General features: G+C 66.4%; 23 protein-coding genes. 12 read left to right on the top strand and 11 right to left on the bottom strand.

Going from position 1 to position 25,375, the window contains the following annotated elements:
• Positions 1–13: 13 nt before the first annotated feature.
• From EJI00_RS14235 to mgtA, 4 genes are all read left to right on the top strand, one after another.
• Positions 14–433, top strand: a complete 420-nt coding sequence (locus tag EJI00_RS14235; protein ID WP_126748155.1) for an acyl-CoA thioesterase — start codon at positions 14–16, stop codon at positions 431–433.
• Between the two features lie 62 nt (positions 434–495).
• Entirely contained in the window at positions 496–708 is a 213-nt protein-coding gene (locus EJI00_RS14230; protein WP_126748154.1) for a hypothetical protein, read from the top strand.
• 358 nt (positions 709–1,066) lie between these two features.
• The gene (locus tag EJI00_RS14225; RefSeq protein ID WP_126748153.1) at positions 1,067–1,273 is read left to right on the top strand and encodes a hypothetical protein; all 207 of its coding nucleotides are present in this window, start codon (positions 1,067–1,069) and stop codon (positions 1,271–1,273) included.
• A 203-nt stretch (positions 1,274–1,476) separates the two neighbouring features.
• On the top strand, positions 1,477–4,203 hold the full coding sequence (gene mgtA / locus EJI00_RS14220) for a magnesium-translocating P-type ATPase (protein ID WP_126748152.1): 2,727 nt from the start codon (positions 1,477–1,479) through the stop codon (positions 4,201–4,203).
• Between the two features lie 367 nt (positions 4,204–4,570).
• Here mgtA and EJI00_RS14215 read toward each other — a convergent pair whose 3' ends face one another.
• From EJI00_RS14215 to xdhC, 4 genes are all read right to left on the bottom strand, one after another.
• On the bottom strand, positions 4,571–6,013 hold the full coding sequence (locus tag EJI00_RS14215) for an NAD-dependent succinate-semialdehyde dehydrogenase (protein ID WP_126748151.1): 1,443 nt from the start codon (positions 6,011–6,013) through the stop codon (positions 4,571–4,573).
• Positions 6,014–6,187: 174 nt separating this feature from the next.
• Positions 6,188–7,528 carry a glycerate kinase gene (locus EJI00_RS14210; RefSeq protein WP_126748150.1) on the bottom strand — a complete coding sequence of 447 codons (1,341 nt, stop codon included), beginning with the start codon at positions 7,526–7,528 and terminating at the stop codon, positions 6,188–6,190.
• An 84-nt stretch (positions 7,529–7,612) separates the two neighbouring features.
• The gene (locus EJI00_RS14205) at positions 7,613–8,818 is read right to left on the bottom strand and encodes a urate hydroxylase PuuD (protein WP_126748149.1); all 1,206 of its coding nucleotides are present in this window, start codon (positions 8,816–8,818) and stop codon (positions 7,613–7,615) included.
• 223 nt (positions 8,819–9,041) lie between these two features.
• Positions 9,042–9,848, bottom strand: a complete 807-nt coding sequence (gene xdhC / locus EJI00_RS14200) for a xanthine dehydrogenase accessory protein XdhC (protein WP_126748148.1) — start codon at positions 9,846–9,848, stop codon at positions 9,042–9,044.
• A 53-nt stretch (positions 9,849–9,901) separates the two neighbouring features.
• Here xdhC and EJI00_RS14195 point away from each other — a divergent pair, with 53 nt between their 5' ends.
• Complete coding sequence (locus EJI00_RS14195) at positions 9,902–10,405, top strand: hypothetical protein (protein WP_185868137.1); 504 nt, start codon at positions 9,902–9,904, stop codon at positions 10,403–10,405.
• 3 nt (positions 10,406–10,408) lie between these two features.
• Here the strand turns inward: EJI00_RS14195 and uraH are convergent, their stop codons facing one another.
• Positions 10,409–10,759: a hydroxyisourate hydrolase gene (uraH, locus tag EJI00_RS14190; protein ID WP_126748146.1), complete on the bottom strand. Its 351-nt coding sequence runs from the start codon at positions 10,757–10,759 to the stop codon at positions 10,409–10,411.
• A gap of 103 nt (positions 10,760–10,862) precedes the next feature.
• Between uraH and EJI00_RS14185 the strand changes: the two genes are divergently transcribed.
• From EJI00_RS14185 to EJI00_RS14165, 5 genes are all read left to right on the top strand, one after another.
• A complete protein-coding gene (locus EJI00_RS14185; RefSeq protein WP_225612662.1) occupies positions 10,863–11,528 on the top strand; it encodes a GntR family transcriptional regulator in 666 nt (221 codons plus the stop codon).
• Positions 11,529–11,543: 15 nt separating this feature from the next.
• Positions 11,544–12,515, top strand: coding sequence for an allantoinase PuuE (puuE, locus tag EJI00_RS14180; RefSeq protein ID WP_126748144.1), 972 nt, complete (start codon positions 11,544–11,546; stop codon positions 12,513–12,515).
• Complete coding sequence (uraD, locus tag EJI00_RS14175) at positions 12,512–14,290, top strand: 2-oxo-4-hydroxy-4-carboxy-5-ureidoimidazoline decarboxylase (RefSeq protein ID WP_126748143.1); 1,779 nt, start codon at positions 12,512–12,514, stop codon at positions 14,288–14,290. Before puuE ends, uraD begins: the two co-directional genes overlap by 4 nt.
• 11 nt (positions 14,291–14,301) lie before the next feature.
• Complete coding sequence (locus EJI00_RS14170; RefSeq protein WP_126748142.1) at positions 14,302–15,528, top strand: M20 family metallopeptidase; 1,227 nt, start codon at positions 14,302–14,304, stop codon at positions 15,526–15,528.
• A 109-nt stretch (positions 15,529–15,637) separates the two neighbouring features.
• On the top strand, positions 15,638–16,552 hold the full coding sequence (locus EJI00_RS14165) for an alpha/beta fold hydrolase (protein WP_126748141.1): 915 nt from the start codon (positions 15,638–15,640) through the stop codon (positions 16,550–16,552).
• On the opposite strand, the gene EJI00_RS14160 is transcribed toward EJI00_RS14165, so the two are convergent.
• Positions 16,515–17,831, bottom strand: a complete 1,317-nt coding sequence (locus EJI00_RS14160) for an aminotransferase class V-fold PLP-dependent enzyme (RefSeq protein WP_126748140.1) — start codon at positions 17,829–17,831, stop codon at positions 16,515–16,517. The two genes, EJI00_RS14165 and EJI00_RS14160, sit on opposite strands and share 38 nt — an antisense overlap.
• A gap of 2 nt (positions 17,832–17,833) precedes the next feature.
• A complete protein-coding gene (locus EJI00_RS14155) occupies positions 17,834–18,727 on the bottom strand; it encodes an amino acid ABC transporter substrate-binding protein (protein ID WP_126748139.1) in 894 nt (297 codons plus the stop codon).
• Positions 18,728–18,873: 146 nt separating this feature from the next.
• On the opposite strand from EJI00_RS14155, the gene EJI00_RS14150 reads away from it, so the two are divergent.
• Together EJI00_RS14150 and EJI00_RS14145 are read left to right on the top strand one after the other, a co-directional pair.
• The gene (locus EJI00_RS14150; protein WP_126748201.1) at positions 18,874–19,818 is read left to right on the top strand and encodes a LysR family transcriptional regulator; all 945 of its coding nucleotides are present in this window, start codon (positions 18,874–18,876) and stop codon (positions 19,816–19,818) included.
• A gap of 28 nt (positions 19,819–19,846) precedes the next feature.
• On the top strand, positions 19,847–20,317 hold the full coding sequence (locus tag EJI00_RS14145) for an SET domain-containing protein (RefSeq protein ID WP_185868136.1): 471 nt from the start codon (positions 19,847–19,849) through the stop codon (positions 20,315–20,317).
• A 21-nt stretch (positions 20,318–20,338) separates the two neighbouring features.
• On the opposite strand, the gene EJI00_RS14140 is transcribed toward EJI00_RS14145, so the two are convergent.
• The 4 genes from EJI00_RS14140 to EJI00_RS14125 are packed head-to-tail and all read right to left on the bottom strand — an operon-like array spanning position 20,339 to position 25,347.
• A complete protein-coding gene (locus tag EJI00_RS14140; protein ID WP_126748138.1) occupies positions 20,339–21,616 on the bottom strand; it encodes an NAD(P)/FAD-dependent oxidoreductase in 1,278 nt (425 codons plus the stop codon).
• Positions 21,617–21,668: 52 nt separating this feature from the next.
• A complete protein-coding gene (locus tag EJI00_RS14135) occupies positions 21,669–22,559 on the bottom strand; it encodes a GNAT family N-acetyltransferase (protein WP_126748137.1) in 891 nt (296 codons plus the stop codon).
• A gap of 8 nt (positions 22,560–22,567) precedes the next feature.
• A complete protein-coding gene (locus tag EJI00_RS14130) occupies positions 22,568–23,893 on the bottom strand; it encodes an NAD(P)/FAD-dependent oxidoreductase (protein WP_126748136.1) in 1,326 nt (441 codons plus the stop codon).
• A 35-nt stretch (positions 23,894–23,928) separates the two neighbouring features.
• On the bottom strand, positions 23,929–25,347 hold the full coding sequence (locus tag EJI00_RS14125) for an aldehyde dehydrogenase family protein (RefSeq protein WP_126748135.1): 1,419 nt from the start codon (positions 25,345–25,347) through the stop codon (positions 23,929–23,931).
• Positions 25,348–25,375 lie beyond the last annotated feature (28 nt).

Below are 25,375 nucleotides of genomic sequence, written 5' to 3'. Positions count from 1 at the left end.
CGACAATGAACAGATGAGCAGCAGCAAAGAAATCACCTACACCGCGCGCGTCGAGTTCGGCGACTGCGACCCGGCCGGCATCGTCTGGTTTCCCAACTTCTTCCGCTGGATCGATGCGGCCTCGCGTCACTTCTTTGCGGAATGCGGCGTGCCGCGCTGGGAAGAAACCACCAGAACGCTCGGCGTGATCGGCACGCCCCTGGTCGACACGCACACGCGCTTCGTCAAGGCGGCGAGCTACGGCGACACGCTGCACATTGCGGTGCGCGTTGCCGAGTGGCGCGACAAGAGCTTTGTGCAGACCTACCGCGTGGCGCGGGGCGGCGAGCTGATTCTCGAGTGCGAGGAAGTGCGCATCTTTGCGGCCAGGCGCGAGGGCGGCGGCATCCGCGCGGTGCCGATTCCGCCGGAAATTCGCGCGCTGTGCGAATAAGTGCGCCGCGCCGCCGGGCGGCGAAGCGCCTGCTCTTACTCTCTCTTACTTAGAATGGCCGGATGAACCGGCACCTCCTTTTCCCGCTCGCCTTGCTTGTCGTCACCGGCTGCTCCTCGCCTCCCAACCAGGTGGTGCCGTTCCGCGACGGCGTGCTGCGCGCCGTTACCTATGTGCAGGCCACCGACTACTGCAGCGCACGCAATGCAACGCCCAAGTGGCTCGGCAGGGCGCCGGCCGAATCGGGCGTGCTGTTCCAGTGCATCGCGGACTGAAGCCAGCAGGCCGCTCCCGCACCGCCGGAGCCACCGTGCTGGCGGCGCGGAATATGCCGCCAAGGGTTGACGCGACTCATGACGCAGTGCAACAATCGCAAGATCTTCACTTCGGAGCCTCGTGCGTGGACAGTGCCAGTTGGATCAGTGACAAGACGCGTGCCTCGGCAGGCGTGACACATCCGGCCCTCTAGCGCAGGCTCTCTTGCGCTGCGGCCGCCGTGCACGCAGCGTGACCCGTTCGCCAATCTGGCCAGCGGTTCTCCCCTTCCGAATCCCGCCGTTCTGTGTCACTGACTTTTTCAGTCAGCTTGCGTGCGTCCGTGCGCGAGGCCCTTCACCGCGAAGGAGCCTTGCCATGCGTCAATTCCAATCTCGTCAGCAGCACCCGCAGCCGGTGCAGGACGCCGCTCGCCCGTCGGCGCACGTTCCTGCGCGCGGAGCGGCCAGCAGGCAGGACCTCGACAACGAGATGCTGGACCGCGCCGCCGCGCTCTGGACCACGCGGCGCATCCGCAGCTTCTTCCTGCTGCTGGAGCAACCCTCCCGCACCACGCAACGCTGAAGCGCCGCACCGCACAGCCCGGCACGCACGAAACAAGGAGGCCTTCCATGGACCCCGCTTCTCATTGGCGCCCCTGCGCGCCGCCCATGTTCCGACCCATCGATAACAACAGTTTGCAGCGCATCGCGCCGCAAGGGGATTCCCACGCCTGATTGACGCGGGAGGTTCTTCCCTTCGCGGCCCGCGCCGTGAAGGAAAAAAGAATGAAGAACGTCCTGAAGTCCGTTTTCGAGAGCTTCCTGCGCAGCCGCCGCATGCTGCATCACTTCGAGCGCTGGCAAACCATGCTGGGCTCGAAGCCCGCCGGCGTAGCCTCCGCCGCCATGCCGACCGACATTGCAAAGGCGCTGGCCGCCGCATCGCATGCCGATGCCGGCGAGTTGCTCGCAGCGCTCGGCAGTTCGCCCCAGGGCCTGGGCGAAGACCAGGCACAGGCGCTGCGCAAGCGCCTTGGCGGCAACGAGGTGCGCCACGAGCAGCCGCTGCCGTGGTGGACGCACCTGTGGCAGTGCTACCGCAATCCGTTCAACCTGCTGCTCACGGTGCTGGCGCTGGTTTCGTACGTGACCGAGGACATGAAGGCCGCGCTCGTGATCGGCAGCATGGTGGGGCTGTCGACAGTACTGCGCTTTCTGCAGGAGTCGCGCTCCAACAAGGCGGCCGAGCGGCTCAAGGCCATGGTGAGCAACACCGCCACCGTGCTGCGGCCGGCCCCCGGCGCCGCGAGCGCGCCGCGCGTCGAAGTGCCGATGCGCGACTTGGTGCCGGGCGACGTGATCGCGCTTTCGGCCGGCGACATGATTCCGGCCGACTGCCGCCTGCTGGGCGCCAAGGACCTGTTCATCAGCCAGTCCGCGCTGACGGGCGAAGCCATGCCGGTCGAAAAATTTCCCGCCACCGACCGGGGCAGCCCCGAAGCCGGCGTGCTGGAGCGCGAGAACCTTCTGTTCATGGGCACCAGCGTGATCAGCGGCACCGCCACCGCGCTGATCGTGCACACCGGCAACCGCACCTTCTTCGGCGCGCTCGCGCAGCGCGTGGCCGCGGCCGACCAGGGCACGAGCGCGTTCCAGGCCGGCATCAACCGCGTGAGCTGGGTGCTGATCCGCTTCATGCTGGTGATGGCGCCGCTGGTGCTGGTGATCAACGGCCTCTCCAAGGGCGACTGGTGGGAGGCGGCGCTATTCGCACTCTCCATTGCCGTCGGCCTCACGCCCGAGATGCTGCCGATGATCGTGACCGCCACGCTGGCCAAGGGCGCGGTGGTGATGTCGCGCCAGAAAGTGATCGTGAAGCGGCTCGAGGCGATTCACAACTTCGGCACCATGGACGTGCTGTGCACGGACAAGACCGGCACGCTGACGCAGGACCGCATCGTGCTGGAGCGCCATACCAACGCCTGGGGGGAGGCCTCGAACCGCGTGCTGCAACTGGCCTACCTGAACAGCTCTCATCAGACGGGTCTCAAGAACCTGCTCGACAAGGCCGTGCTGAACCACGCCGAGATGCAGCCCGAGACCCGCCTGCAGACGGCCTGGCGCAAGATCGACGAAGTGCCGTTCGACTTTTCGCGCCGCCGCATGTCGGTGGTGGTGGAGAACGGTGGCAGCGAGCACCTGCTGATCTGCAAGGGTGCGCTGGAAGAAATTCTTTCGGTGTGCACCGCGGTCGAGCGCGGCGCGGAAGTGCTTGCGCTCGACAGTGATTTGCTGGCGAGCATCCACCGCGTGGCATCGGAGCTGAACGCGCAAGGGCTGCGCGTGGTGGCCGTTGCCAGCCGTGCACTGAGAGCCGACGCCCGCAAGCCTGCCTACGGCGTGGCCGATGAATCAGGGCTCACGCTGCTGGGGTACGTCGCTTTCCTGGATCCGCCGAAGGAATCGACCGCGCCTGCGCTGCGAGCATTGGCCGAGCATGGCGTGGCGGTGAAGGTGCTCACGGGCGACAACGAACTGGTTGCGCGCAAGGTTTGCGGCGACGTGGGCATCGAGGCCGGCCATGTGGTGCTCGGCCGCGAGATCGAGGCGCTGGACGACGCGGGGTTGCGCAAGCTGGTCGAGCAGCACCAGGTGTTCGCCAAGCTCACGCCGGCGCACAAGGAGCGCATCGTGCACGCGCTGCATGCAAACGGGCATGTGGTCGGCTTCATGGGCGACGGCATCAACGATGCGCCTGCGCTGCGTGCGGCGGACATCGGCATTTCGGTGGACGGCGCGGTGGACGTGGCCAAGGAATCGGCGGACATCATCCTGCTGGAGAAGAGCCTGATGGTGCTGGAGCAGGGCGTGATCGAGGGGCGCCGCACGTTCGCCAACATGCTCAAGTACATCAAGCTCACGGCGAGCTCGAATTTCGGCAATGTGTTCTCGGTGCTGGTGGCGAGCGCATTCTTGCCCTTCTTGCCGATGCTGCCGCTGCACTTGCTGGTGCAGAACCTGCTGTACGACGTGTCGCAGATCGCGATTCCGTTCGATAACGTCGACCCGGAATTCTTGCGCAAGCCACAGAGCTGGAACCCGGCAGACCTGGGCCGGTTCATGGTGTTCTTCGGGCCGCTGAGTTCGGTGTTCGACATCCTGACCTACGCAGTGATGTGGTTCGTGTTCTCGGCCAACACTGTTGCTCACCAGACCTTGTTCCAGTCGGGCTGGTTCGTCGAAGGTCTGCTGTCGCAGACGCTGATCGTGCACCTGATCCGCACGCGAAAGATCCCGTTCCTGCAGAGCCGCGCCGCATGGCCGCTGCTGGCAATGGGCGCCGCCATCGCCGCAGCGGGCATCTGGCTGCCAATGGGTCGGTTCGCACACTACTTCAGGCTGCAGGCGCTTCCGCTGGCTTACTTTCCGTGGCTGGCGGTGATGCTGGCTGGGTATGCGACGCTGACGCAGGCGGTCAAGGGGTGGTATGCGCGGCGGTATGGGTGGCAGTGATTTTTTGGCGCTGTTCCGGGTGCTGCAGTTCAGGGCTTGTGCAAAGGCCACCGGGTACTCCCCTCCGCGAATGTCCCCCGGGGCTGCGCCCCTCCTCCTTTATTTCGCTGCGCGGAGCACCCGATGCCCTGTGCACTTGGGCACGCTGCTGGTGCTTCGCTGATCAACGACCGCTCTTTGCATCGCACCCGCTGGCGGGGTGCCTTGCGCAGCGAAATAAAGGAGGAGGCCGCAGGCCGGGGGACATTCGCGGAGCAAGGTACCCCGTCGGCGGGTGCGCCGCCCTGAACAACGACAGCACAAAAAAAGCGGCACCGCCGAAGCGATGCCGCCTTACAAAAAAACCTGGGCGATCTGAGCGAACCGCTCAGATGCTCATGATCGAAACAGCCTTGGTGTTCAGGTAAGCCTCGAGCGCCTCGGGGCCGCCTTCGGAGCCGTAGCCCGAATCCTTCACGCCGCCGAACGGCATTTCCGGCGAAGGTGCGGCCGGCTGGTTGATCCACAGCATGCCGAGTTCGAGCCGCTGGCTCAGCAGATGCGCGTTCTTGATCGACTTGGTGAACGCATAGCCGGCCAGGCCGAACGGCAGGCGGTTGGCTTCGGTGATGGCTTCTTCGAGCGTGTCGAAACCGCGGATCGCTGCGATGGGACCGAAGGGCTCGTTGTTGAACACGTCGGCATCGAGCGGCACGTCGGTCAGCACCGTGGGGGCGAAGAAGTTGCCCGTGTCGCCGACGCGTTCGCCGCCGGCTGCAATGGTTGCGCCCTTCTTGCGCGCATCGTCCAGCACATGGGCCATGGCCGTGAGGCGGCGTGCGTTGGCGAGCGGGCCGAGGGTGGTGCCTTCGGCGAGGCCGTCGCCGAGCTTCAGGCCTTCGGTGTACTTGACCAGCGTGCGGGCGAATTCTTCGCGCAGGCTGTTGTGCACCAGGAAGCGGGTGGGAGAAATGCAGACCTGGCCTGCATTGCGGAACTTGGCGGCGCCCGCGGCCTTGACGGCCAGGGCGACGTCGGCGTCTTCAGCGACGATGACCGGTGCGTGGCCGCCCAGTTCCATGGTGACGCGCTTCATGTGCGCGCCGGCCAGCGCGGCCAGCTGCTTGCCGACGGGCGTGGAGCCCGTGAAGGTCACCTTGCGGATGATCGGGTGCGAGATCAGGTAGTTCGAGATTTCGGCCGGGTTGCCGAACACCAGGCCCACCGTGCCGGGCGGAATGCCGGCATCGACAAAAGCCTGCAGCAGCGCGGCGGGGGATGCCGGGGTTTCCTCGGGCGCCTTCACCAGGAACGAGCAGCCGGTGGCCAGCGCGGCGCCGAGCTTGCGCACGATCTGGTTGATGGGGAAGTTCCAGGGCGTGAAGGCGGCGACGGGGCCGAGCGGCTCCTTGATCACCAGTTGCTGTGCAGCCAGGTTGCGCGAGGGCACGATGCGGCCGTAGACGCGGCGGCCTTCGTCGGCGAACCATTCGATGATGTCGGCGGCGGCCAGCGTTTCGCCCTTGGCTTCGGCCAGCGGCTTGCCCTGCTCTTGCGTGAGCAGCTTGGCGATTTCAGGGGCGCGTTCGCGGATCAGGCCGGCGGCGCGGCGCATGATGGCGGCGCGCTCATTGGCGGGCGTGTTGCGCCATTTTTCAAAGCCGCGCTGGGCGGCGGCCAGGGCACGGTCGAGGTCGGCAATGCTCGCATGCGCCACCTTGCCGATGGCCTTGCCGGTGGCCGGGTTCACGACGTCCAGCGTCTTGCCGCCGGTGGCGTCGACCCATTCGTTGTCGATCAGCAGGCGGGTGTCGGTGTAGGTGGCGGTCATGGCGAACTTTTCCTTCGGGACTGGATGATGGTGAAAAAAGGGGGAAAATCTGGGGTGCGCGGCGCGGCACCCGACAGGTGCGCTTGCGACAGCGGCGGCAATTTGCCGCCGGGTGCATAGATTAACCCGAGTTCGCGAAGCCCGCAGGCGCCGGGAAACCGGCCCCTCCTGCTGCTACAGGATCAGCAGCGCGCGAAAGTCGTTGACGTTGGTGTTCGTGGGCCCGGTCACGAAGAGGTCGCCGATCGCGTCGAAGTAGCCGTACGCATCGTTGCGGTCCAGGTGGTCCGACAGCTTGCGGCCGGCCGTGGCCGCGCGCGCCAGCGTGTCGGGCGTGACGAAGGCGCCCGCGTTGTCTTCCACGCCGTCGATACCGTCGGTGTCCGCCGCCAGCGCCCACACCTGCGGCTGGCCCATGAGCGCGCCGGCCAGGCCCATGCAAAGCTCGCCGGCACGCCCGCCCCTGCCCTTGGCCTGCCCGGGCTGCCGCGGCCGGATGGTCACTGTGGTTTCGCCGCCCGAAAGAATGACGCACGGCCGCGCAAAGGGCTGGCCGCGGTTCGCCACGGCCCGTGCGAGCGCGGCGTGCATCTTGCCGACCTCTCGCGATTCGCCTTCGATTTCGTCGCTGAGGATGTGCGCCTCGATGCCGGCCTCGCGCGCCGCCTTGGCCGCGGCTTCGAGCGACTGCTGCGGCGTGGCGATCATGTGGACTTCATGGCCGTTGAACACCGCATCGCCCGGCTTCGGGGTTTCGAGTTCGCCGCTTTCGAGTTGCGCGCGCACCGGCGCCGGCACCTCGATGCCGTAGCGGTCGAGGATGGCCAGCGCCTCGGCGCAGGTGGTGGCGTCTGGAACCGTGGGGCCGCTCGCAATGACGGCCGCATCGTCGCCCGGCACGTCGCTGATGGTGAGCGTGACCACGCGCGCCGGCGCGCAGGCCGCGGCCAGCCGGCCGCCCTTGATGCGCGAAAGGTGCTTGCGCACGCAGTTCATCTCGCCGATGTGCGCGCCGCTGTCGAGCAATTGCTTGTTGATGCGCTGCTTGTCTTCCAGCGTGAGGCCTTCGGCCGGCAGCACCAGCAGCGACGAGCCACCGCCCGATATGAGGCACAGCACCAGGTCGTCGGCCGTAAGGCCTTGGGTCAGCGCAAGGATGCGCTCCGCCGCCTGCTGCCCCGCCGCATCGGGCACCGGGTGCGCAGCTTCGACGAGTTCGATACGCTCGGGCACGCCTTCGGGCCGCGGTGGAATGTGGTCGTAGCGCGTGACGACGAGGCCCGACAGCGGCGCGTCGCCCGGCCACAGGGCTTCGAGCGCCTGCACCATCGAGCCGCCTGCCTTGCCCGCGCCGAGCACCAGCGTGCGGCCCTTGGGCGGTTTCGGCAGATGGGCACCCAGGGTGGAAAGCGGCAATGCGCGGTCCACCGCCACGCGGTAGAGATGTTCGAGGAAGGCGCGCGGTGCTTCGCGCGGATCGGGCGTGGGGCCGAAAGAAGGGCTCGATGCGGTCATGGCTTGCTTTGTCTCCATCCGGCGATTGTGCGGCGAACGGCGGCCGGCTCTCTTGACCGCGGTCTATCTCTTCTGTCTCTCTACCTAGTTCGTCTTGGCGCCGGCCTGGAACCACCGGCCAACCAGCGCGCGCTCTTCATCCGTCATGCCGGTTGCGTTGTTCATCGGCATGATCTTGGTGACCACCACCTGCTGGTAGATGGCCTGGGCATGCGCCGCCACCTGGTCGGGCGTGTCGACACGCACGTTCTTCATTTGCGTGGCCGCGCCGTGGCACATGAAGCAGCGCTGCTCGAGCACCTTCTGCACGTCCTTGAACGCCACGGCGGGCGCTGCTGCGGCAGCCGCGGGTGCGGCAGCCGGCTCGGGCTTCATCCACACGATGGTGAGCCCCAGCACCACGATGCCGATGAGCGCGTAAGGCAGCGGGTTGCCCGCGTTGCCGAGCTTGAACCGATGACGCACCACGAAGAACTGGCGAATGGCCGCGCCGCCCAGCATGATGAGCAGCAGCACGATCCAGTTGTACTTGTGCGTGTAGGTAAAGCTGTAGTGGTTGCTCAGCATGGCAAACAGCACCGGCAGCGTGAAGTAGGTGTTGTGCACGCTGCGCTGCTTGCCGCGCTGCCCGTGCACCGGATCGACCGGCCGGCCTTCGCGCAGTGCCTGCACGTTCTTGCGCTGGCCCGGAATGATCCAGAAGAACACATTGCCGCTCATCGTGGTGGCCATCATGGCGCCCACCAGCAGGAAGGCCGCGCGGCCCGCAAACCATTGGCAGGCAAGCCAGGTTGCGAAGACGATGAAGATGGCGATCAGCACGCCCACGATGGTGTCGCCGTGCTTGCGGCGCCCGAAGATCTGGCAGATGCCGTCGTACACCATCCAGAACACGACGAAGAAGGCCAGCGCCACGCTGATGGCCGCGCCGGGCTGCCAGTCCATCTTGCTCTTGTCGATCAGGTAGGTGCTGGCGTTCCACAGGTACGACATGGTGAAGAGCGCAAAGCCCGTGATCCATGTGCTGTAGCTCTCCCAGTACGACCAGTGCAGGTGGTCCGGCAGCTTCTTGGGCGCCAGCGCGTACTTCTGCATGTTGTAGAAGCCGCCGCCGTGCACGGCCCACTGCTCGCCGCCCACGCCCTTGTCGAGCGACTCGGGGTCCTGCGGCTTCTCGAGGCTGTTGTCCAGCATCACGAAGTAGAAGGAGGCGCCGATCCAGGCAATCGCGGTGATGACGTGGACCCAGCGCAGCAGCAGGTTGGCCCAGTCGAGGTAGTAACTTTCCATGTGAGGTGCTCTCTCTCAACCCCTTGGGCGCGTGGGGGCGCCGCCAAGGGGTTTCTTCAGCCTGCTCACCACTGCGGGCGCTGTAAGCAGAGAAAGTGCCGCGAACGCAGGCTCCATGACATGGGCCTCGCTCCGCTGCGGCTTGTTGTGGACTGAAAGTGTATACAGTTTTGGCAAGTGGCGGTTTGCTTTTTTGAAGGCGTCGCCGCCGGGAAAACCCTGTTCAACCCAGCGATTGCAACAACTGTGCCGCCACCGCCACGGCAATCACTTCCGGCTCCTTGCCGGTGATGCCGGGCACGCCGATCGGGCAGGTGATGCGCGCCAGTTCTTCGGGCGTGAAGCCCCGCGCCTCGAGCCGATGGCTGAAGGTGGCCCACTTGGTCTTGCTGCCGATCAGGCCGATGTAGGGCAGGTCGTTGCGCGTGCGCAAACGCTTGAGGCACGCGATGACGATGTCCAGGTCTTCGGCATGGCTGAAGCTCATGATCAGCACGCGGCTGCCCGGCGCAAGCGCGGCCACGGCGTTTTGCACGGGCTCGGAATGCTCGGTGTCGATCTGCGCCGGCAGCGCCCCGGGGAACACGCCGTCGCGGCTGTCGATCCAGCGCACGGTAAACGGCAGGGTGGCCAGCAGCCGCGCGAGCGCCGCGCCCACGTGGCCGCCGCCGAACAGCGCCACGGGCTTGAGCTGCGCGACCAGGTCGCGTTGCAACACGGGCGCATCGGCGGCCGTGATGCGGCGGTACGAGAGAAACACCACACCGCCGCAGCACTGGCCCAGGCTCGGGCCGAGCGGATAGCGCTGGGTGCCGTCGATGGCGCGCTGGCCCGCGAGCAGTTCGCGCGCTTCCTGCGTGGCCTGGAACTCGAGCTGGCCGCCGCCGATGGTGCCCGTGAGCCCTTCGGCCCACACCGCCATCCAGGTGCCCGCCTCGCGCGGCGCCGATCCTTGGGTCGATTCGACGCGCACCAGCACCGCGTCTTCGCGCGCAAGGCGCGCCAGCAATTGATCGACCATGCCGTTCATTTCCGATACCTTCGGTTGCGGGGTTGCACGAGACTCACGGTATAAACCCGGCGATGAATCGTCAGCTTACGCCCCGTCGCCTTGCCTTGGCGGCATCCGTTCTTTCTTGCGCTCTCTGGCTTGCCGGCTGCGGGAGCACCGGCACTGTTCCGGGACAGCTGAGCGACGTCAAGACCGATCGCGGCGGAGCGGGTGCCCTGCCCCGTGCGTCGAATGCCGCCACCGCGCGCGAGTACCGCCGCGATGCCGCGCGCCACATCTACGAAGCCAACAGGTCGCGCATCTACAGCGGCCAGCTGCCGCCCCTGCTGTACGCGGTCGGCACGCTGCAGGTCAACCTCGATGCCGGCGGCAAGGTGGTGTCGCTGCACTGGATGCGCGCGCCCAAGCACGCGCCCGAGGTCATCGCCGAGATCGAACGCTTCGTGCTGCAGGCCGCGCCCTTCCCTGCGGCCACGCGCCTCGGCGCGGTCACGTGGACCGACACCTGGCTGTGGGACAAGAGCGGGCGCTTCCAGCTCGACACGCTCACCGAAGGGCAGCTGCAAGGCGACTGACCCTCAGGAGCCGCGGTACGTGGAGTAGCTCCACGGGCTCACGAGCAGCGGCACGTGGTAGTGCTGGTCGGTGTGCGCCACGCCGAAGTCCAGCGACACCTTGTTCAGGAAATTGGGCTCGGGCAGCTTCACGCCGCGCGCCTTGAAGTAACCCGCCACGTCGAACACCAGCCTGTAGGTGCCGGCCTTGAGCGAGTTGTTGTCGTAGAGCGGCCCGTCGCTGCGGCCGTCCGAATTCAGCGTGAAACGCTTCACCAGCGTCGCATCGTCGCCTTGGGTGGTGTACAGCGCCACCTCCATGCCGGCGGCGGGGCCGCCGTGCATCGTGTCGAGTACGTGGGTGCTCAGGCCCATGGGGCGCTCCTTCAATGATGAACCTTGAGGTTCCGGTCGGGGCGGGAAATTCCGGTGGACAAAAGTGTATACAGTTACCGGCTTTGGGTCTATCATGAAAAACATGGAGTCCTCCACCACCCGTTCGATCGTCGACGCGCTCACCAAGGCGATCGTCGAGCACCGGCTGCAGCCCGGCACCAAGCTGGCCGAGCAGAAGCTGGCCGACCACTTCGGTGTGTCGCGCACGCTGGTGCGCCAGGCCTTGTTCCAGCTGTCGCAAAACAAGCTCATTCGCCTCGAGCCCGCGCGCGGTGCCTTCGTGGCGGCACCGGCGGTCGACGAGGCACGCCAGGTGTTCGCGGTGCGCCGAATGCTCGAGGCCGAGATGACGCGCGAGTTCGTGCGCACCGTCACGCCCGCGAAGATCAAGGCGCTGAAGGAACACGTGGCGCTCGAAAAGTCCGCCGTGTCGGGCGAAGACATTTCGGGCCGCACCGAGCTGCTGGGCGACTTCCACGTGCGCATGGCCGAGCTCATGGGCAACCAGGTGCTGGCGCAAATACTCGGCGAGCTGATCTCGCGCTGTGCCCTCATCACGCTCATGTACCAGAGCACCAGCGCCGCCGAGCACTCCAACGACGAGCACGCCGACATCGTGAAGGCACTGGCCGCCCGCGACGAAGAGCGCGCCGTGCGCCTCATGACCGAACACCTGGAACACGTCGAGGCCAACCTCACGTTCGACCGCAAGGTTCCGACCAACGACATCTCGCTTGCACTGTCCTGAAAAGCCTTTGACCTCATGACCGTCTACGACACCACCCTGCCCTACCCGCGCGACCTCGTCGGCTACGGCCGCAACCCGCCGCATGCCCAATGGCCTGGCGGCGCGCGCATTGCGGTGCAGTTCGTCCTCAACTACGAAGAGGGCGGCGAGAACGCCACGCTGCACGGCGACGCGGGCTCCGAGCAGTTCCTTTCCGAAATGTTCAACCCGGCGAGCTTTCCGGACCGGCACATCAGCATGGAAGGCATCTACGAGTACGGCTCGCGTGCTGGCGTGTGGCGCATCCTGCGCGAATTCGAGAAGCGCGGCCTGCCGCTCACGGTGTTCGGCGTGGGCATGGCGCTGGAACGCTACCCCGAGCTCACCACCGCCTTCAAGGAACTCGGCCATGAAATCGCCTGCCACGGCTGGCGCTGGATTCACTACCAGAACCTGGACGAAGCCACCGAGCGCGAGCACATGCGCCTGGGCATGGAAGCGATCGAAAAGCTGACCGGCGAGCGCGCGCTCGGCTGGTACACCGGCCGCGACAGCCCGCGCACCCGCCGCCTCGTGGCCGACTACGGCGGCTTCGAATACGACAGCGACTACTACGGCGACGACCTGCCCTTCTGGATGAAGGTGCGGAAGACCGACGGCACCGTGGTGCCGCAGCTCATCGTGCCCTACACGCTCGACTGCAACGACATGCGCTTTGCGCTGCCGCAGGGCTACTCGCATGCCGACCCGTTCTTCCAGTACATGAAGGACACTTTCGACGCGCTCTATGCCGAAGGCGACCCCGCCGGCGACAACAGCCCCAAGATGATGAGCATCGGCATGCACTGCCGGCTGCTCGGGCGGCCCGGCCGCATTACCGCGCTGCAGCGCTTTCTCGACCACATCGGCCAGCACGACCGCGTGTGGGTCTGCCGGCGCGTCGACATCGCGCGGCACTGGAAGCAGGCGCATCCCTTCGAATCTGCCGCCTCAGGAAGCCGACCATGAGCCTCACCATTGCCCAACTCAACGCGGCCGTACCGGCCGAAGCCGTGGCCCTGCTCGACGGCATCTACGAGCACTCGCCCTGGATTGCGCAACGCGCACTCGCCGCGCGCCCCTTCCGCTCGCTTGCGCACCTGAAGCATGCGCTGGTGCAGGCATTGGCCGCCTCGTCGGCCGACGAAAAGATCGGCCTCATTCGCGCCCACCCCGAGCTCGCGGGCAAGGCCATGGTGAGCAAGACGCTCACGGCAGAATCGACCAACGAGCAGAGCAAGGCCGGCCTCACCGACTGCACGCCCGAAGAGTTCGCGAAAATCCAGAAGCTCAACGCCGACTACAACGCGAAGTTCGGCTTTCCCTTCATTCTTGCGGTGCGTGGGCCGCGCGGCACGGGTCTTTCGAAGCGCGAGATCATCGACACCTTCGAGCGCCGCCTCTTCAACCACCCCGAATTCGAACTCGGCGAGGCGCTGCGCAACATCCACCGCATTGCCGAGATTCGCCTGGACGACAAGTTCGGCGCCGACATCTCGCTTGGCAACGACGTGTGGGACTGGCACGAGGCACTCTCGGCGCACACCGACCCGGGCTACGCCGAAAAAGGCCAGCTCACCGTGACCTACCTGACCGACGCGCACCGCGCCTGCGCGCAGCAGATTTCGAGCTGGATGCGCGATTGCGGCTTCGACTCCGTGCACATCGATGCGGTCGGCAACGTGGTCGGCCGCTATGAAGGCTCAACGCCCGATGCCAAGACCCTGCTCACCGGCTCGCACTACGACACCGTGCGCAACGGCGGCAAGTACGACGGTCGCCTGGGTATCTTCGTGCCCATGGCCTGCGTGCGCGAACTCAAGCGCCAGGGCCGGCGCCTGCCCTTCGCCTTCGAGGTGGTGGGCTTTGCCGAGGAAGAAGGCCAGCGGTACAAGGCCACCTTCCTGGGCTCGGGCGCGCTCATCGGGCACTTCGATCCGCGCTGGCTCGACCAGAAGGACGCCGGCGGCATCACCATGCGCGAAGCCATGCGGCACGCGGGCCTGGACGAAGCCGACATTCCGAAGATCCAGCGCGACCCGGCGCGGTATCTCGGTTTTGTCGAAGTGCACATCGAACAGGGCCCGGTGCTCACCGAGCTCGACCTGCCGCTGGGCATCGTCACGGCCATCAACGGCGGCGTGCGCTACGTAGGCGAGATCATCGGCACGGCCAGCCACGCGGGCACCACGCCCATGGACCGCCGCCGCGACGCGGCCGCCGCGGTGGCCGAACTCATTCTGTACACCGAGCAGCGCGCCGCGAAAGACGGCGACTCAGTCGGCACCGTGGGCATGCTCGAAGTGCCCAGCGGGTCGATCAACGTGGTGCCGGGGCGCTGCAAGTTCAGCCTCGACCTGCGCGCGCCGAACAATGCGCAGCGCGATGCGCTGGCCGACGATGTGCTGGCCGAACTCAAGGCCATCTGCGAACGCCGCGGCGTGCGCCATGAGCTCGAAGAAACGATGCGCGCGTCCGCCGCGCCCAGCGCGCCGGACTGGCAGCAGCGCTGGGAAAAGGCAGTCGATGCACTGGGCATTCCGCTCTTTCGCATGCCCAGCGGCGCCGGCCATGACGCAATGAAGCTGCACGAGGTGATGCCGCAGGCCATGCTCTTCGTGCGCGGCATCAACTCGGGCATCAGCCACAACCCGCTCGAATCGAGCACCAACGACGACATTCAGCTCGCGGTGCAGGCGTTCCAGAACCTGCTGAACGACCTCGCCGCCGAACAAGCGCACTGAAAAGAAAACACATGACCGACTACGCCAAGCTCGACGCCTGGATCGACGCCCACTTCGACGAAGAAGTGCAGTTCCTGCAGCAACTGGTGCGCGTGCCCACCGACACCCCGCCCGGCAACAACGCACCGCACGCCGAGCGCACGGCCGAACTGCTGAAGGACTTCGGCCTGGACGCCGAGAAGCACGCCGTGCCGGAGCAAGAGGTGAAGGACTACGGCCTCGAGTCGATCACCAACCTGATCGTGCGCCGCCCCTACGGCGCCGGCGGCCGCACCGTGGCCCTCAATGCGCACGGCGACGTGGTGCCCCCCGGCGAAGGCTGGACGCATGACCCGTACGGCGGCGAAATTGCCGACGGCAGCCTTTACGGCCGCGCGGCCGCCGTGAGCAAGAGCGACTTCGCGAGCTTTACCTTCGCGCTGCGCGCGCTCGAAGCCGTGGCCAAGCCGACCAAGGGCAGCGTGGAACTGCACTTCACCTACGACGAAGAGTTCGGCGGCATCCTCGGCCCGGGCTGGCTGCTCAAGCAGGGGCTCACCAAGCCCGACCTGATGATCGCGGCCGGCTTCAGCTACGAAGTGGTCACCGCCCACAACGGCTGCCTGCAGATGGAAGTGACGGTGCACGGCAAGATGGCCCATGCGGCCATTCCCACCACCGGCGTCGATGCGCTGCAGGGCGCGGTGAAGATCCTCAACGCGCTGTATGCGCAGAACACGCTCTACCAGCAGGTGACATCGAAGGTCGAGGGCATCACGCACCCGTACCTCAACGTGGGCCGCATCGAAGGCGGCACCAACACCAACGTGGTTCCCGGCAAGGTGGTGTTCAAGCTCGACCGCCGCATGATTCCCGAAGAAAACCCGGTCGAGGTCGAAGCCACGATCCGCAAGGTGATTGCGGATGCGGCCGCGCAGAGCACCGGCATCACGGTCGAGATCAAGCGCCTGCTGCTCGCTAACTCGATGAAGCCGCTCGCGGGCAACAAGCCGCTGGTCGATGCCATCCAGAAGCACGGCCACGACGTGTTCGGCGAACCGATCAAGGCCATGGGCACGCCCCTTTACACCGACGTGCGCCTGTATGGCGAAGCCGGCATTCCGGGCGTGATCTACGGCGCCGGCCCGCGCACGGTGCTCGAATCGCATGCCAAGCGCAGCGATGAACGCGTGGTGCTCGAGGACCTGCGCCGCGCCACCAAGGTGATTGCCCGCACGCTGAGCGACCTGCTGGCCTGAGCCTCCGGGCGGGGCCATCTGCCCACCGGCCTGCGTTGCGGCCGTCCGACGCAGCGCATCAGCGGCCACCTACACCCGCCGGCAGGCACCGGCGCGCAGCATGGGGCGCATGACCGAACGCAGTTCCTCCACGTCCCCGCTGCCCGCCGATGCGCATGCGGTTTCGCATCGCTTCATCGATGTCGACGGGACGCAGATCTTCTACCGCGAAGCCGGCCCGCGGGATGCGCCGGTGTTGCTGCTTCCGCACGGCTATCCGTGCTCGTCTTTCCAGTACCGCCGGCTCATGCCGGCCCTGGCCGACAAGTGGCGCCTGGTGGCGCCGGACTATCCCGGCTTTGGTCTGAGCGACACACCGCCTGCCAACGCCTTCGGATTCGACTTCGACGCCTATGCGGGCTTTCTCGAGGCCTTCTGCAACAAGCTGGAGATCGGCAGGTACGGCCTGTACCTGCACGACTACGGCTCGCAGATCGGCCTGCGCCTGGCGATTCGCCATCCTGAGCGCGTCACTGCGCTCATCATCCAGAACGGCGATATCTACGAAGACACGCTCGGCCCCAAGTACAAGGCCATCCAGGAATTCTGGCGCGATCCGTCGGCAAAGAACCGGGCGGTGCTCGAAGAGGCGGTGAGCGAGGAGGGCTTTCGCGCGGAGTTCGTTGGCGAGGTGTCCGAAGCGCAGGCTGCGCAGATCCCGCCCGACCTGTGGAAGCTGCATTGGCCGCTGATGAACACGCCGCCGCGGCGCAAGCTGTCGCTCAACCTGATGGAAGGCCTGAAGCAGAACCTCGAGTGGTTTCCGCGCTACCAGGCCTATCTGCGCGAACACCAGCCGTCCGCCCTCATCGTCTGGGGGCCGAACGACGGCTACATGCCCGAGGCTTCCGCACGTGCCTACCTGCGCGACATTCCGAAAGCCGAGCTGGTGCTGACCGACGGCGGGCACTGGCTGCTCGAAACGCACCTCGAGCAGGTGGTTCCCGTCATCCGGCGGTTCCTGTCCGCAGCCCTTTCGCGCTGAGGGCAATCTCCTGCGTCACATGGAGAAACTTCTCCATGTCGGCCAGCGAGTTGCAATGCAGCGGTGAGACGCGCACCGTGCCTTCGAGCCCGAAGGAGTCGAGCATGCGCTTGGAGTAGATGCTGCTTGCCACGCGCTCGTACACCGTTACGCCGCGCTTGCCGTACTCGAGCACGGCCTGCGTGCAATCCAGGTGATCGAAGCCGATGCCAATGATCAGGTCGCGCTTCGTCAGGTCCGGGTGATCGAGGAAGACCTTCACGCCTTCGATATTGCGCAGGCCCGTAGCCTCGCCGCTTCCGTCGAGCAGCGCCGCGAGCAAGGCCCGCTCGTGCAGTTCGATGTGCGCGATGCCCGCCTCGAACAGCGCCCGCCGCTCGACAGCGTCCGAAAAATGGCCGCCGAGCCAGCACACGTGGTCGACGACTTCGGTAACCACCGCAAACTGCCATGGGGCCGAGCTTCCCAGGTCCCAGAAGTCGGGCTTCTTGCCTGCAAGCTTGTGGTGCGGCAGCAGCGCCGCACGGTCCGACACCCACGACAGGCCCGAGCCCCGGCAACCGAAGAACTTGTACGGCGCCATGTTGATGCCGTCCACCGGCGTCTTCTGCAGGTCGATCAGCCCGTGCGGCGCATGCTGCACCGCGTCGACCACAATGTAGAGGTCGGGCTTGATCTCCCTTGCGCGCCGCACGATCTGCTCCAGGTCGAGCTTGGCGCCAGAGATGTTCGATGCGTAGATGACGTTGAGCAGGCAGGTTTCCTTGTCGACCAGCCGCACGATCTCGTCGGCATCGACGCCGCCGGTCTCGGGGTTGCTCCTGGCTACCCGCAGCTCGCGGCCAGCCCGTTGGGCATAGAGGCTCATCGCGTCGAACGACGAGGGATGCTCGAGCACGGTGGTAACCATGTTCGTGCCGGGCACGTTCTCGGCCACCGCGCGCACCATGTCGAACATGGCGCCCGATGCGGTGAGCGATGCATAGACGCTGCCGCCCTGCGCATTGAAGATGGTGCGTACGTCGGCCGTGCCCCGGGCCTGGATCTCTTGCAGCTCGGCAGCGGTGGCGTGAATGCGCTCCGCGTTGTCGGGAATGGCGTCGACCTGCGCAAACCGCTCGACGGCCGCCTTCAGCCGGAACGAGCCGCCCGCGTTGTCGAAGTAGAGGCGCTCGCGCCCGTGGTGGTCGTGGTCGACGTTGAGAAAGCGCTGCTTCACCGCGCGCATGAGCGCTTCGGGAAACGCCAGCCCGTTGGCATGGTGTTTGGTGGCCGGCATCCTCAAACGCCCTTGTTGTTCGGGTTCTTGTAGGCCTCGCGCACCGCGTCGGACATCGGGAAATTCAGGTTCACGTTGCGCGGCGGAATGGGCGACATGAACCACTTGGCGTAGAGCTTGTCGATGGCGCCCGACTTCATCAATTCGGTCACGGCCTGGTCGACGATGGCCTTGAACTCGGGGTCGTCCTTGCGCATCATGATGCCGTAGGGCTCTTGCCGCAGCACGTCCTTCAGCAGCTTGTAGTCGGAGGCATTGGGCTGGTTGGCAATGAGGCCGGCCAGCTGCACGTCGTCGAGCACGTAGGCCACGGCGCGGTCGCTCGCCAGCAGCAGGAAGGCGTCGGCCGTGTCCTTGCCCGCGATCTCCTGCACCTCGATGTTCTCGGTCTTGCGGAAGCCGCGCAGCAGCTGCATCGAGGTGCTGCCGGCCACCGTGGCCACGGTCTTGCCCTGCAGGTCGGCAATCGAGTTGATGCCCGAGTTCTTCTTGACCGCGGCGGTGATGTTGGTGACGAAGTGGCTCGGCGCAAAGTCGACCTGCTGCTGGCGCTGCACGGTGTTGGTGGTGGTCGCGCAATCCAGGTCGACCGTGCCGTTCTGCACCAGCGGAATGCGGTTGGTGGAGTTGAGCAGCGTGTAGCGCACGTCGATCTTCTGCATGCCCAGCTTGGCCTTGATGGCGTCGACCACCTTCAGGCAGATCTCGTTGGTGAAGCCGATGGGCGCGCTCTCGGCGCCCGTCTTGTAGGAGAACGGAATCTGCGTGTCGCGGCTGCCGATCTGCACCGTGCCGCTTTCCTTGATCTTGCGCAGCGTGGGGCTTTCTTGCGCCGCCGCGGCACCGCAAGCCAGCGCGATGCCGGCGCCAAGCAGGAGGGACAGTTTGAAGTTCATGGAATGTTCCTTTGAAGATGAAGCAGGAAGTACACGGAGCAGCAGCACGGTGCAAATCTTCGGCGCGGCTTCAAATTTCCAAAAGCGATTTTTTGTGATTGAATTACATGAATAAAAGTATTCAGTTAAGGAGCCGCACGCACGTGATGACCTTCAAGCAGCTTGAGGCCCTGTACTGGATCGCCAGGCTCGGCGGCTTTGCGCAGGCGGCCAATCAGCTTCACACCTCGCAATCGGCCGTGTCCAAGCGGGTGCATGAACTCGAGCTGCTGTTCGACACCGAGCTTTTCGACCGAACCCAGCGCACCGCACGGTTGACCGAAAAAGGCGAAGAGATGTTCGTGCTTGCGGCCCGGCTGCTCGAGCAGCGCGATGCCGCCGTCGAGCAGTTCAGCAAGCCGGGCGTGGTGGAGCGGCGGCTGCGCATCGGCGTGACGGAGCTCACCGCAATGACCTGGCTGCCCCGGCTGGTGGGGCTGATCCAGCGGCACTACCCCAAGGTCATTCTCGAGCCCGACGTGGACGACAGCCTGCAGTTGCGCGACAAGCTGCTGGCGGACGAACTCGACCTGGTGATCGTGCCCGACACCTTTGCCGATTCGCGCATGCAGAGCAAGGCCATCGGCAAGGTGCAGAGCGCCTGGATGTGCAAGCCGGGCGTGGTGGCCGCCGCCGGCACCGTGCGACTGCACGAACTCGCCCGGCACCGCATGCTGGTGCAAGGCAGCAACTCAGGCACGGGCCGCGCCTACGACGCGTGGATGAAGGACCAGGGCGTGCAGCCTTCCGACACCATCGTGGTGAGCAACCTCGTGGCGCTGACGGGGCTCACGGTATCGGGCCTGGGGGTGAGCTACCTGCCGCGCCAGTGCCTCGACCCGCTCGTTTCGGCCGGCATGCTCGCCGTGATCGACGTGGTGCCCGCGCTACCCGCGGTGCATTACGTGGCCATGCACAAGGGCGAGCACCGCAGCGCGCTCACCTCGTCGATCGTGATGCTGGCGCAGGAGTGCTGCGACTTCACGCGCATGTTCCAGGCCCAAGCCGATGAAGAGCATGACAAAAAGCGCGAGGAAGAACGCAAGCCCTGAGCAAGGTGGCTGGTGCACACTGGGGCCCATGAAACGCCGCAAGCAAACCTCGTCCACGCCGTTCATCCGCGTCGGGCCCAGCGGAGTGCATGGGCTCGGCGCCTTTGCAACGCGCGACTTGCCCGCCTACGCATTCCTCGGGCTCTACGAAGGCCGCCGCTACACGCAGCAGGAGATCGCCGCCGGCGCGTGGAACGACCAGCTCACCTACCTGTTCACCCTCTCCAATCACGAGACCATCGACGGCGGCAAGGGCGGCAACGGCACGCGCCACCTCAACCATGCCTGCGATCCCAACTGCGAGGCGGTCGAAGAGTACGACGATGCGGGCGAGCTGGTGCTGAAGTTCCAGACCATCGTGCCGGTGGACGCGGGCGACGAGCTGTTCATCGACTATTCCCTGACCGCCGACGACGGTTCGCCGGCCTCCAAATACCCCTGCCATTGCGGCTCGCCCAACTGCCGCGGCACCATGCTGGCGCCGGTCGAGGCGGAATGACCGCCTGGGCGCGGAAGCTGTTCAGCGCACCAGGTCCTGGAAGCGGTAGTAGGCACCGACGATCGGAAGAAACCACGGCTTGCCGAAATGCCCGGGAATCGCGGGCCAGTCGAAATCGCGCCACGGGTTCAGATCAGCGCGGCCGTCCAGCACCTCCGCCATGATCGCGCCCATGTAGGTCGACATGTGGGTTCCGTGCCCGCTGTAGCCCATGGAATAGAAAAGCCCGTTGCGCTCTCCGGCGCGCGGCAGGCGGTCGCGCGTCATGTCGACCATGCCGCCCCAGCAGTAGTCGATGCGGGTGTCTCTCAACTCGGGAAAGACCTGCACGAGCGACCGCTGCAGGATGGCGCCGCTCTTCACGTCCGACTTGGGGTTGGTCGCCGCAAAACGCGCGCGGCCACCGAACAGCAGGCGGTTGTCCGGCGTCACGCGAAAGTAGTTGACGAAGTTCTTCGTGTCCGTCGTCATGCGGCGGCGCGGCGTCAGCCGGTCGAGCACTTCGACCGGGAGCGGCTCGGTCACGATGATGAATGCGCCCACGGGCACGATGCGGCGGCGGAACCACGCGAGCGGCCCCACGGCCGATGTCCCGGTCGCAAGCAGCACCTGCCGGGCGCGGATGCTGCCGCCGGGTGTTTCGACCCGATGCACCGAACCGCCCTGCCGCTTGAGGCCGACGACGGGCGCGTTCTCGTAGATGCGCACGCCGCGCTTCGCGGCCGCTACGGCAAGGCCATGGCCGTAGCGCCCCACGTGCATGCCCGCGCTCTTGCCGAAGACCATGCCGCCGAAATATTGGTCCGACCCGATCTCGCTGCGCAGTTCGGCCCGCGTCACCATGTGGGTGTCGGGATCGCATTCCTTGGCCATCAGCGCTTGCGAGCGGGCCAGCTTGTCGTAGTGTTCCGGCTTGGCGGCGAGCTTGAGCTTGCCGACACGCTTGAAGTCGCAATCGATGCCCTCCTCCGCGATCAGCGACTCCACCTTGGAAACGCCCGCGTCGAACGCGCGATAGAGCATGTTGGCCCGCGCGCGCCCGAGCTTGCCCGACAGCGCGCAATAGTCTTGCGCGAAGCCGTTGTTGCACATGCCGCCATTGCGGCCCGAGGCGGCACTGCCCACGTTTCCGGCGTCGAACACCGCAACGCTTGCGCCCTTCTTGGCCAGTGCGATGGCCGCGGACAAGCCGGTGAAGCCCGCACCGACCACCGCCACATCGACATCGCCGCCGGGCGCCTCGGCGTGGCCGCCGGTAAACCTGGGCGCGGTATCCAGCCAGTAGGGCATCAGCTTCATAAGTGGATCTCCGTCATGTCAGGGAGACGCTTGGGTGTGCCGAGTCGGCGGCTCAGCCGAACGACTGGTTCGAAAGGGCGAACAGGCGCGGGTGCGCACCTGCCAGGGCATCTGCCAGGGCATCTGCGACAGGACCGGCGTCGGTCGTGCGACGCTGGACATCGCGCACCATCGGCACCGCGTGGCCGACGCAGGGCAGCCCCGTCCGGATAAGCCACGGAGACAGGCCGCTGCCCTCCGTCACGTCGATGCGAACGAACCGGCCGCGAAAGCGGCCGGCGAGCGCGGCGATGAGGTCCCTCGAATCGGCCGCGCTGCTGGCGCCCGATGCGACCACCGGGCCGATCACCACGCCGTGCCCGAACTCCCTTGCCGAGGCGTAGGCCGACACACCGGCACCGCGGTCGACGACCATCGTCGTTCCGGCCGCGAGCAATGCATCGAGCAAAGCGGTTCGGTCCATCCCCGTGGCAGCCCGATCCAGCCGGCGCAGGCTCTCGCCGTCTGCCGGCTGCATGGGCCGCAGGTGCGACAGCGCGGCAGGCAGAGCGGCTTCAGGCGGCAGTGCAGCCTGGTGCTGGAACACCTGCCCGCAGGCGACAAACCCGAGTTGCGTATAGAGCGGAAGCCCTTCCTGGGTGGAGTTGAGGAACACGGTGCGGTTGCCTGCCTCGTGGAGCAGCTTCTCCATCAGGGCACGTCCCAGGCCGCGCCCCTGCATGGCGGGGTCGACGATGATCATGCCCACCGAGCCATGGGCCTCGCCATAGGGCCACCACATCGCCGTGGCCACCAGGCGGCCATCGGCTTCCGCCGCGAAGCCCCCGCCGAGATCGAAGGCAAAGCGCCAGTCGGCCTCGCGATAGGGCCACCCCAGTGCGGCCGATTGCCGGACAGCGTCGGGCAAGTGATCCGCGCGCAGCGCGGTGAGCCGCGGCGTCATGGCTGTCTTTAGAAGTCCGCGACCTTGCCCCACGCCGACGACAGGAATCTGTCCGGGTGGTAGGGGCGCGGATCGACGATGGGTTCGGCGCCGCTGACGATATCGGCAATCAGATGGCCGGCCCCGGGGCCGATGCCGAAGCCATGGCCGCTGAACCCGGCCGCCAGCACGAAGCCGGGCAGGTTCGACATCTCGCCGATTCCGGGAACGCCGTCGGGTGTGCTGTCGACATAGCCGGCCCAGGCAGCGCTGACCGAACTCTGCTTCAGCTCCGGCACCAGCTCCACCGCGCGCTTGTAGGTGAGGCTCACCACCGATGCGTCCACCTTCGGGTCGAGAACGCGCATGCGCTCCATCGGCGTCGGCTTGTCGAGCCGCCAGCGGGACCAGCCCTCATGCCCCGAGCGGACGCCTTCGAGCCCGCCGGGCGCGAGATTGCGCCACCGCCGCTGGAACATGGGCAAAAACTGCGGCGCAAAGCGCAGCAGCTGCGGCGTGGGATCCACGCGTCCCCGGCCGCTGATGGCCAGGGTATATCCGCCGTCCACGCGCCGCGTCATGGAAACGCCCGTCGTGTGGAGCGCAGCCGGTATGTCCTTGCCGCCCGTGGTAACCGACAGCACCGTCTGCCGGATGGCGGCCTGCGGAAACCGGATGCCGTACTGGCGGCAGAACGAGGACGCCCAGGCGCCGCCGGCGAGCACCGCGACCTTGGTGCGGATGGTTCCCTTTTCGGTGACCACCGCCGAGAGCCGGCCGCCCTCGGTTTCGACGCCGCGCGCGGCGCAGCCTTGGTGGACCGTGCCGCCCAATCTCATGAAAGCCCGCGCCACGGCCGGCGCCGCACGCGATGGGTCGGCAGTGCCGTCGGTCGGCGCAAAGACGCCGCCCTTCCAGCGCTTGCCGGTTGCGCGGCCGCGCTGCGCCGCTTCGTCCGCGGTCAGCATCTGGGTCTTGACATCGACGGTGCGCGCAAACTCGCCCCACCGCGCCCAGCCTTCCAGCTCTTTCTCGCTGTTGCTGAGGTAGAGCAACCCGCATCTCCGGAAGCCCGTCACCTCGCCGGTTTCTGCGGTGAACTGTTCCCACAGGTCCAGGCTTTTCGTGGCCATCGGCAATTCGCGCGCATCGCGGTTCTGCTGGCGGCACCAGCCCCAGTTTCGGCTCGATTGCTCGGCGCCGACGCGTCCCTTTTCCACCAGCGCGACCTTCATGCCGCGCTTGGCCATGTAGTAGGCGGCAAAGGCGCCGATGATGCCGCCGCCGATCACGACGACGTCCGCATGCGTCGGCAGGTCCGGGCTCGACTCGACTGGAAATAGAGGTGCAGGCATTCTCGGGATGTCCGTTGAGGGATCGATGAAACTGGTCAGTAGCCGACGACCGCCTTGGTCTCGAGATATTCCTCGAGACCATGCACGCCGTATTCGCGCCCGTTGCCGGACCGCTTGTATCCCCCGAACGGCGCATGGCTGCTTCGTGGCGGGTAATTGATGTGCACCTGGCCTGCGCGCAGTTGTCCCGCCACGCGCCGTGCCCGCTCGCGGTCGCCAGACTGCACGCTGGCGCCGAGGCCATAGACCGTGTCGTTCGCAATTGCGATCGCCTCGGCCTCGTCGCGGTAGGGAATGATGACCAGCACGGGGCCGAATATTTCTTCCTGTGCCACCCGCATGTCGGGTGTCACGCCGGAGAACACCGTGGGGCGCGCAAAGTAGCCGTGCGCCAGGCCGGCAGGCCTGCCCAGGCCGCCGCACACCAGCCTGGCGCCCTCTTCGATGCCGGTGGCAATCATCGCCTGCACCCTCGCGTATTGCGCGGCATTTGCAATGGGGCCCATCGTCGTTTGTCCGTCGCGCGGGTCGCCGAGCGTGATGCCGGCCGCGGCTGCTGCGGCCAATGCTTCCACCTCGGCCAGGCGCGACGCGGGCACCAGCATGCGCGTTGGCGCGCTGCACGACTGGCCCGCGTTGCGCATGCCGGCCAGCACGCCCTTGGCGACACCCTGTTCAAAATCGGCGTCGTCGAGAAACACGTTCGGCGACTTGCCGCCCAGTTCCTGCACCACGCGCTTGACCGTCACCGCCGCCGCCTGGGCCACGAGCACGCCCGCGCGCGTCGATCCGGTGATGGAGATCATGTCGACACCGGGGTGCGCCGCCAATGCCGCACCGACAACCTCGCCCGTGCCGCCGACCAGGTTGAACACACCGGGTGGCGCGCCGGCATCGTGCATCACTTGCGCGAAGAGCTGCGCGCTGTAGGGAGACAGCTCGCTGGGCTTCAGCACGATCGTGCAGCCCGCGGCAATTGCGGGGGCGACCTTGGCGGTGATCTGGTACAGCGGCCAGTTCCACGGCGTGATCAGCGCGCACACGCCGATCGGTTCTTTCGAAATGGCGAAGCCCTCTTGAACGGAAAGAAACCCGTAGCGTTGCAGCACTTCCATCTGGGTGCGGACGTGCGCGATCGCAAACGGCACATGGGCGGCTCGGGCGAAGGCGATGGGAGCGCCCATTTCCGCCACGATGGCTTGCGCGAAAAGCTCCGCGCGCTCTTCCAGCAGCGCCAGGATGCGGCCCAGCAGTGCTATCCGGTCGCGGACGGTGCTTTGCGAAAACCTCTCAAAGGCGCGCCGGGCCGCCGCAACGGCAAGATCGACATCCGTCGGCGAGCCGGCCGCAACGTGCCCGGCGATCTCTTCGGAAAACGGGTTGACGACCGCAATGCGTGCGGCATTGGCCCGGTCCTGCCAGGCCCCGTCGATGTAGAAGCGGGTGTCGTCCATGCGTGGCTCGGCTGTAATCACGGTGCTT

The sequence above is a fragment of the Variovorax sp. DXTD-1 genome (assembly GCF_003984625.1).
Classification (GTDB): domain Bacteria; phylum Pseudomonadota; class Gammaproteobacteria; order Burkholderiales; family Burkholderiaceae_C; genus Variovorax.
This window is presented reverse-complemented; position numbering and strand designations above follow the sequence as displayed.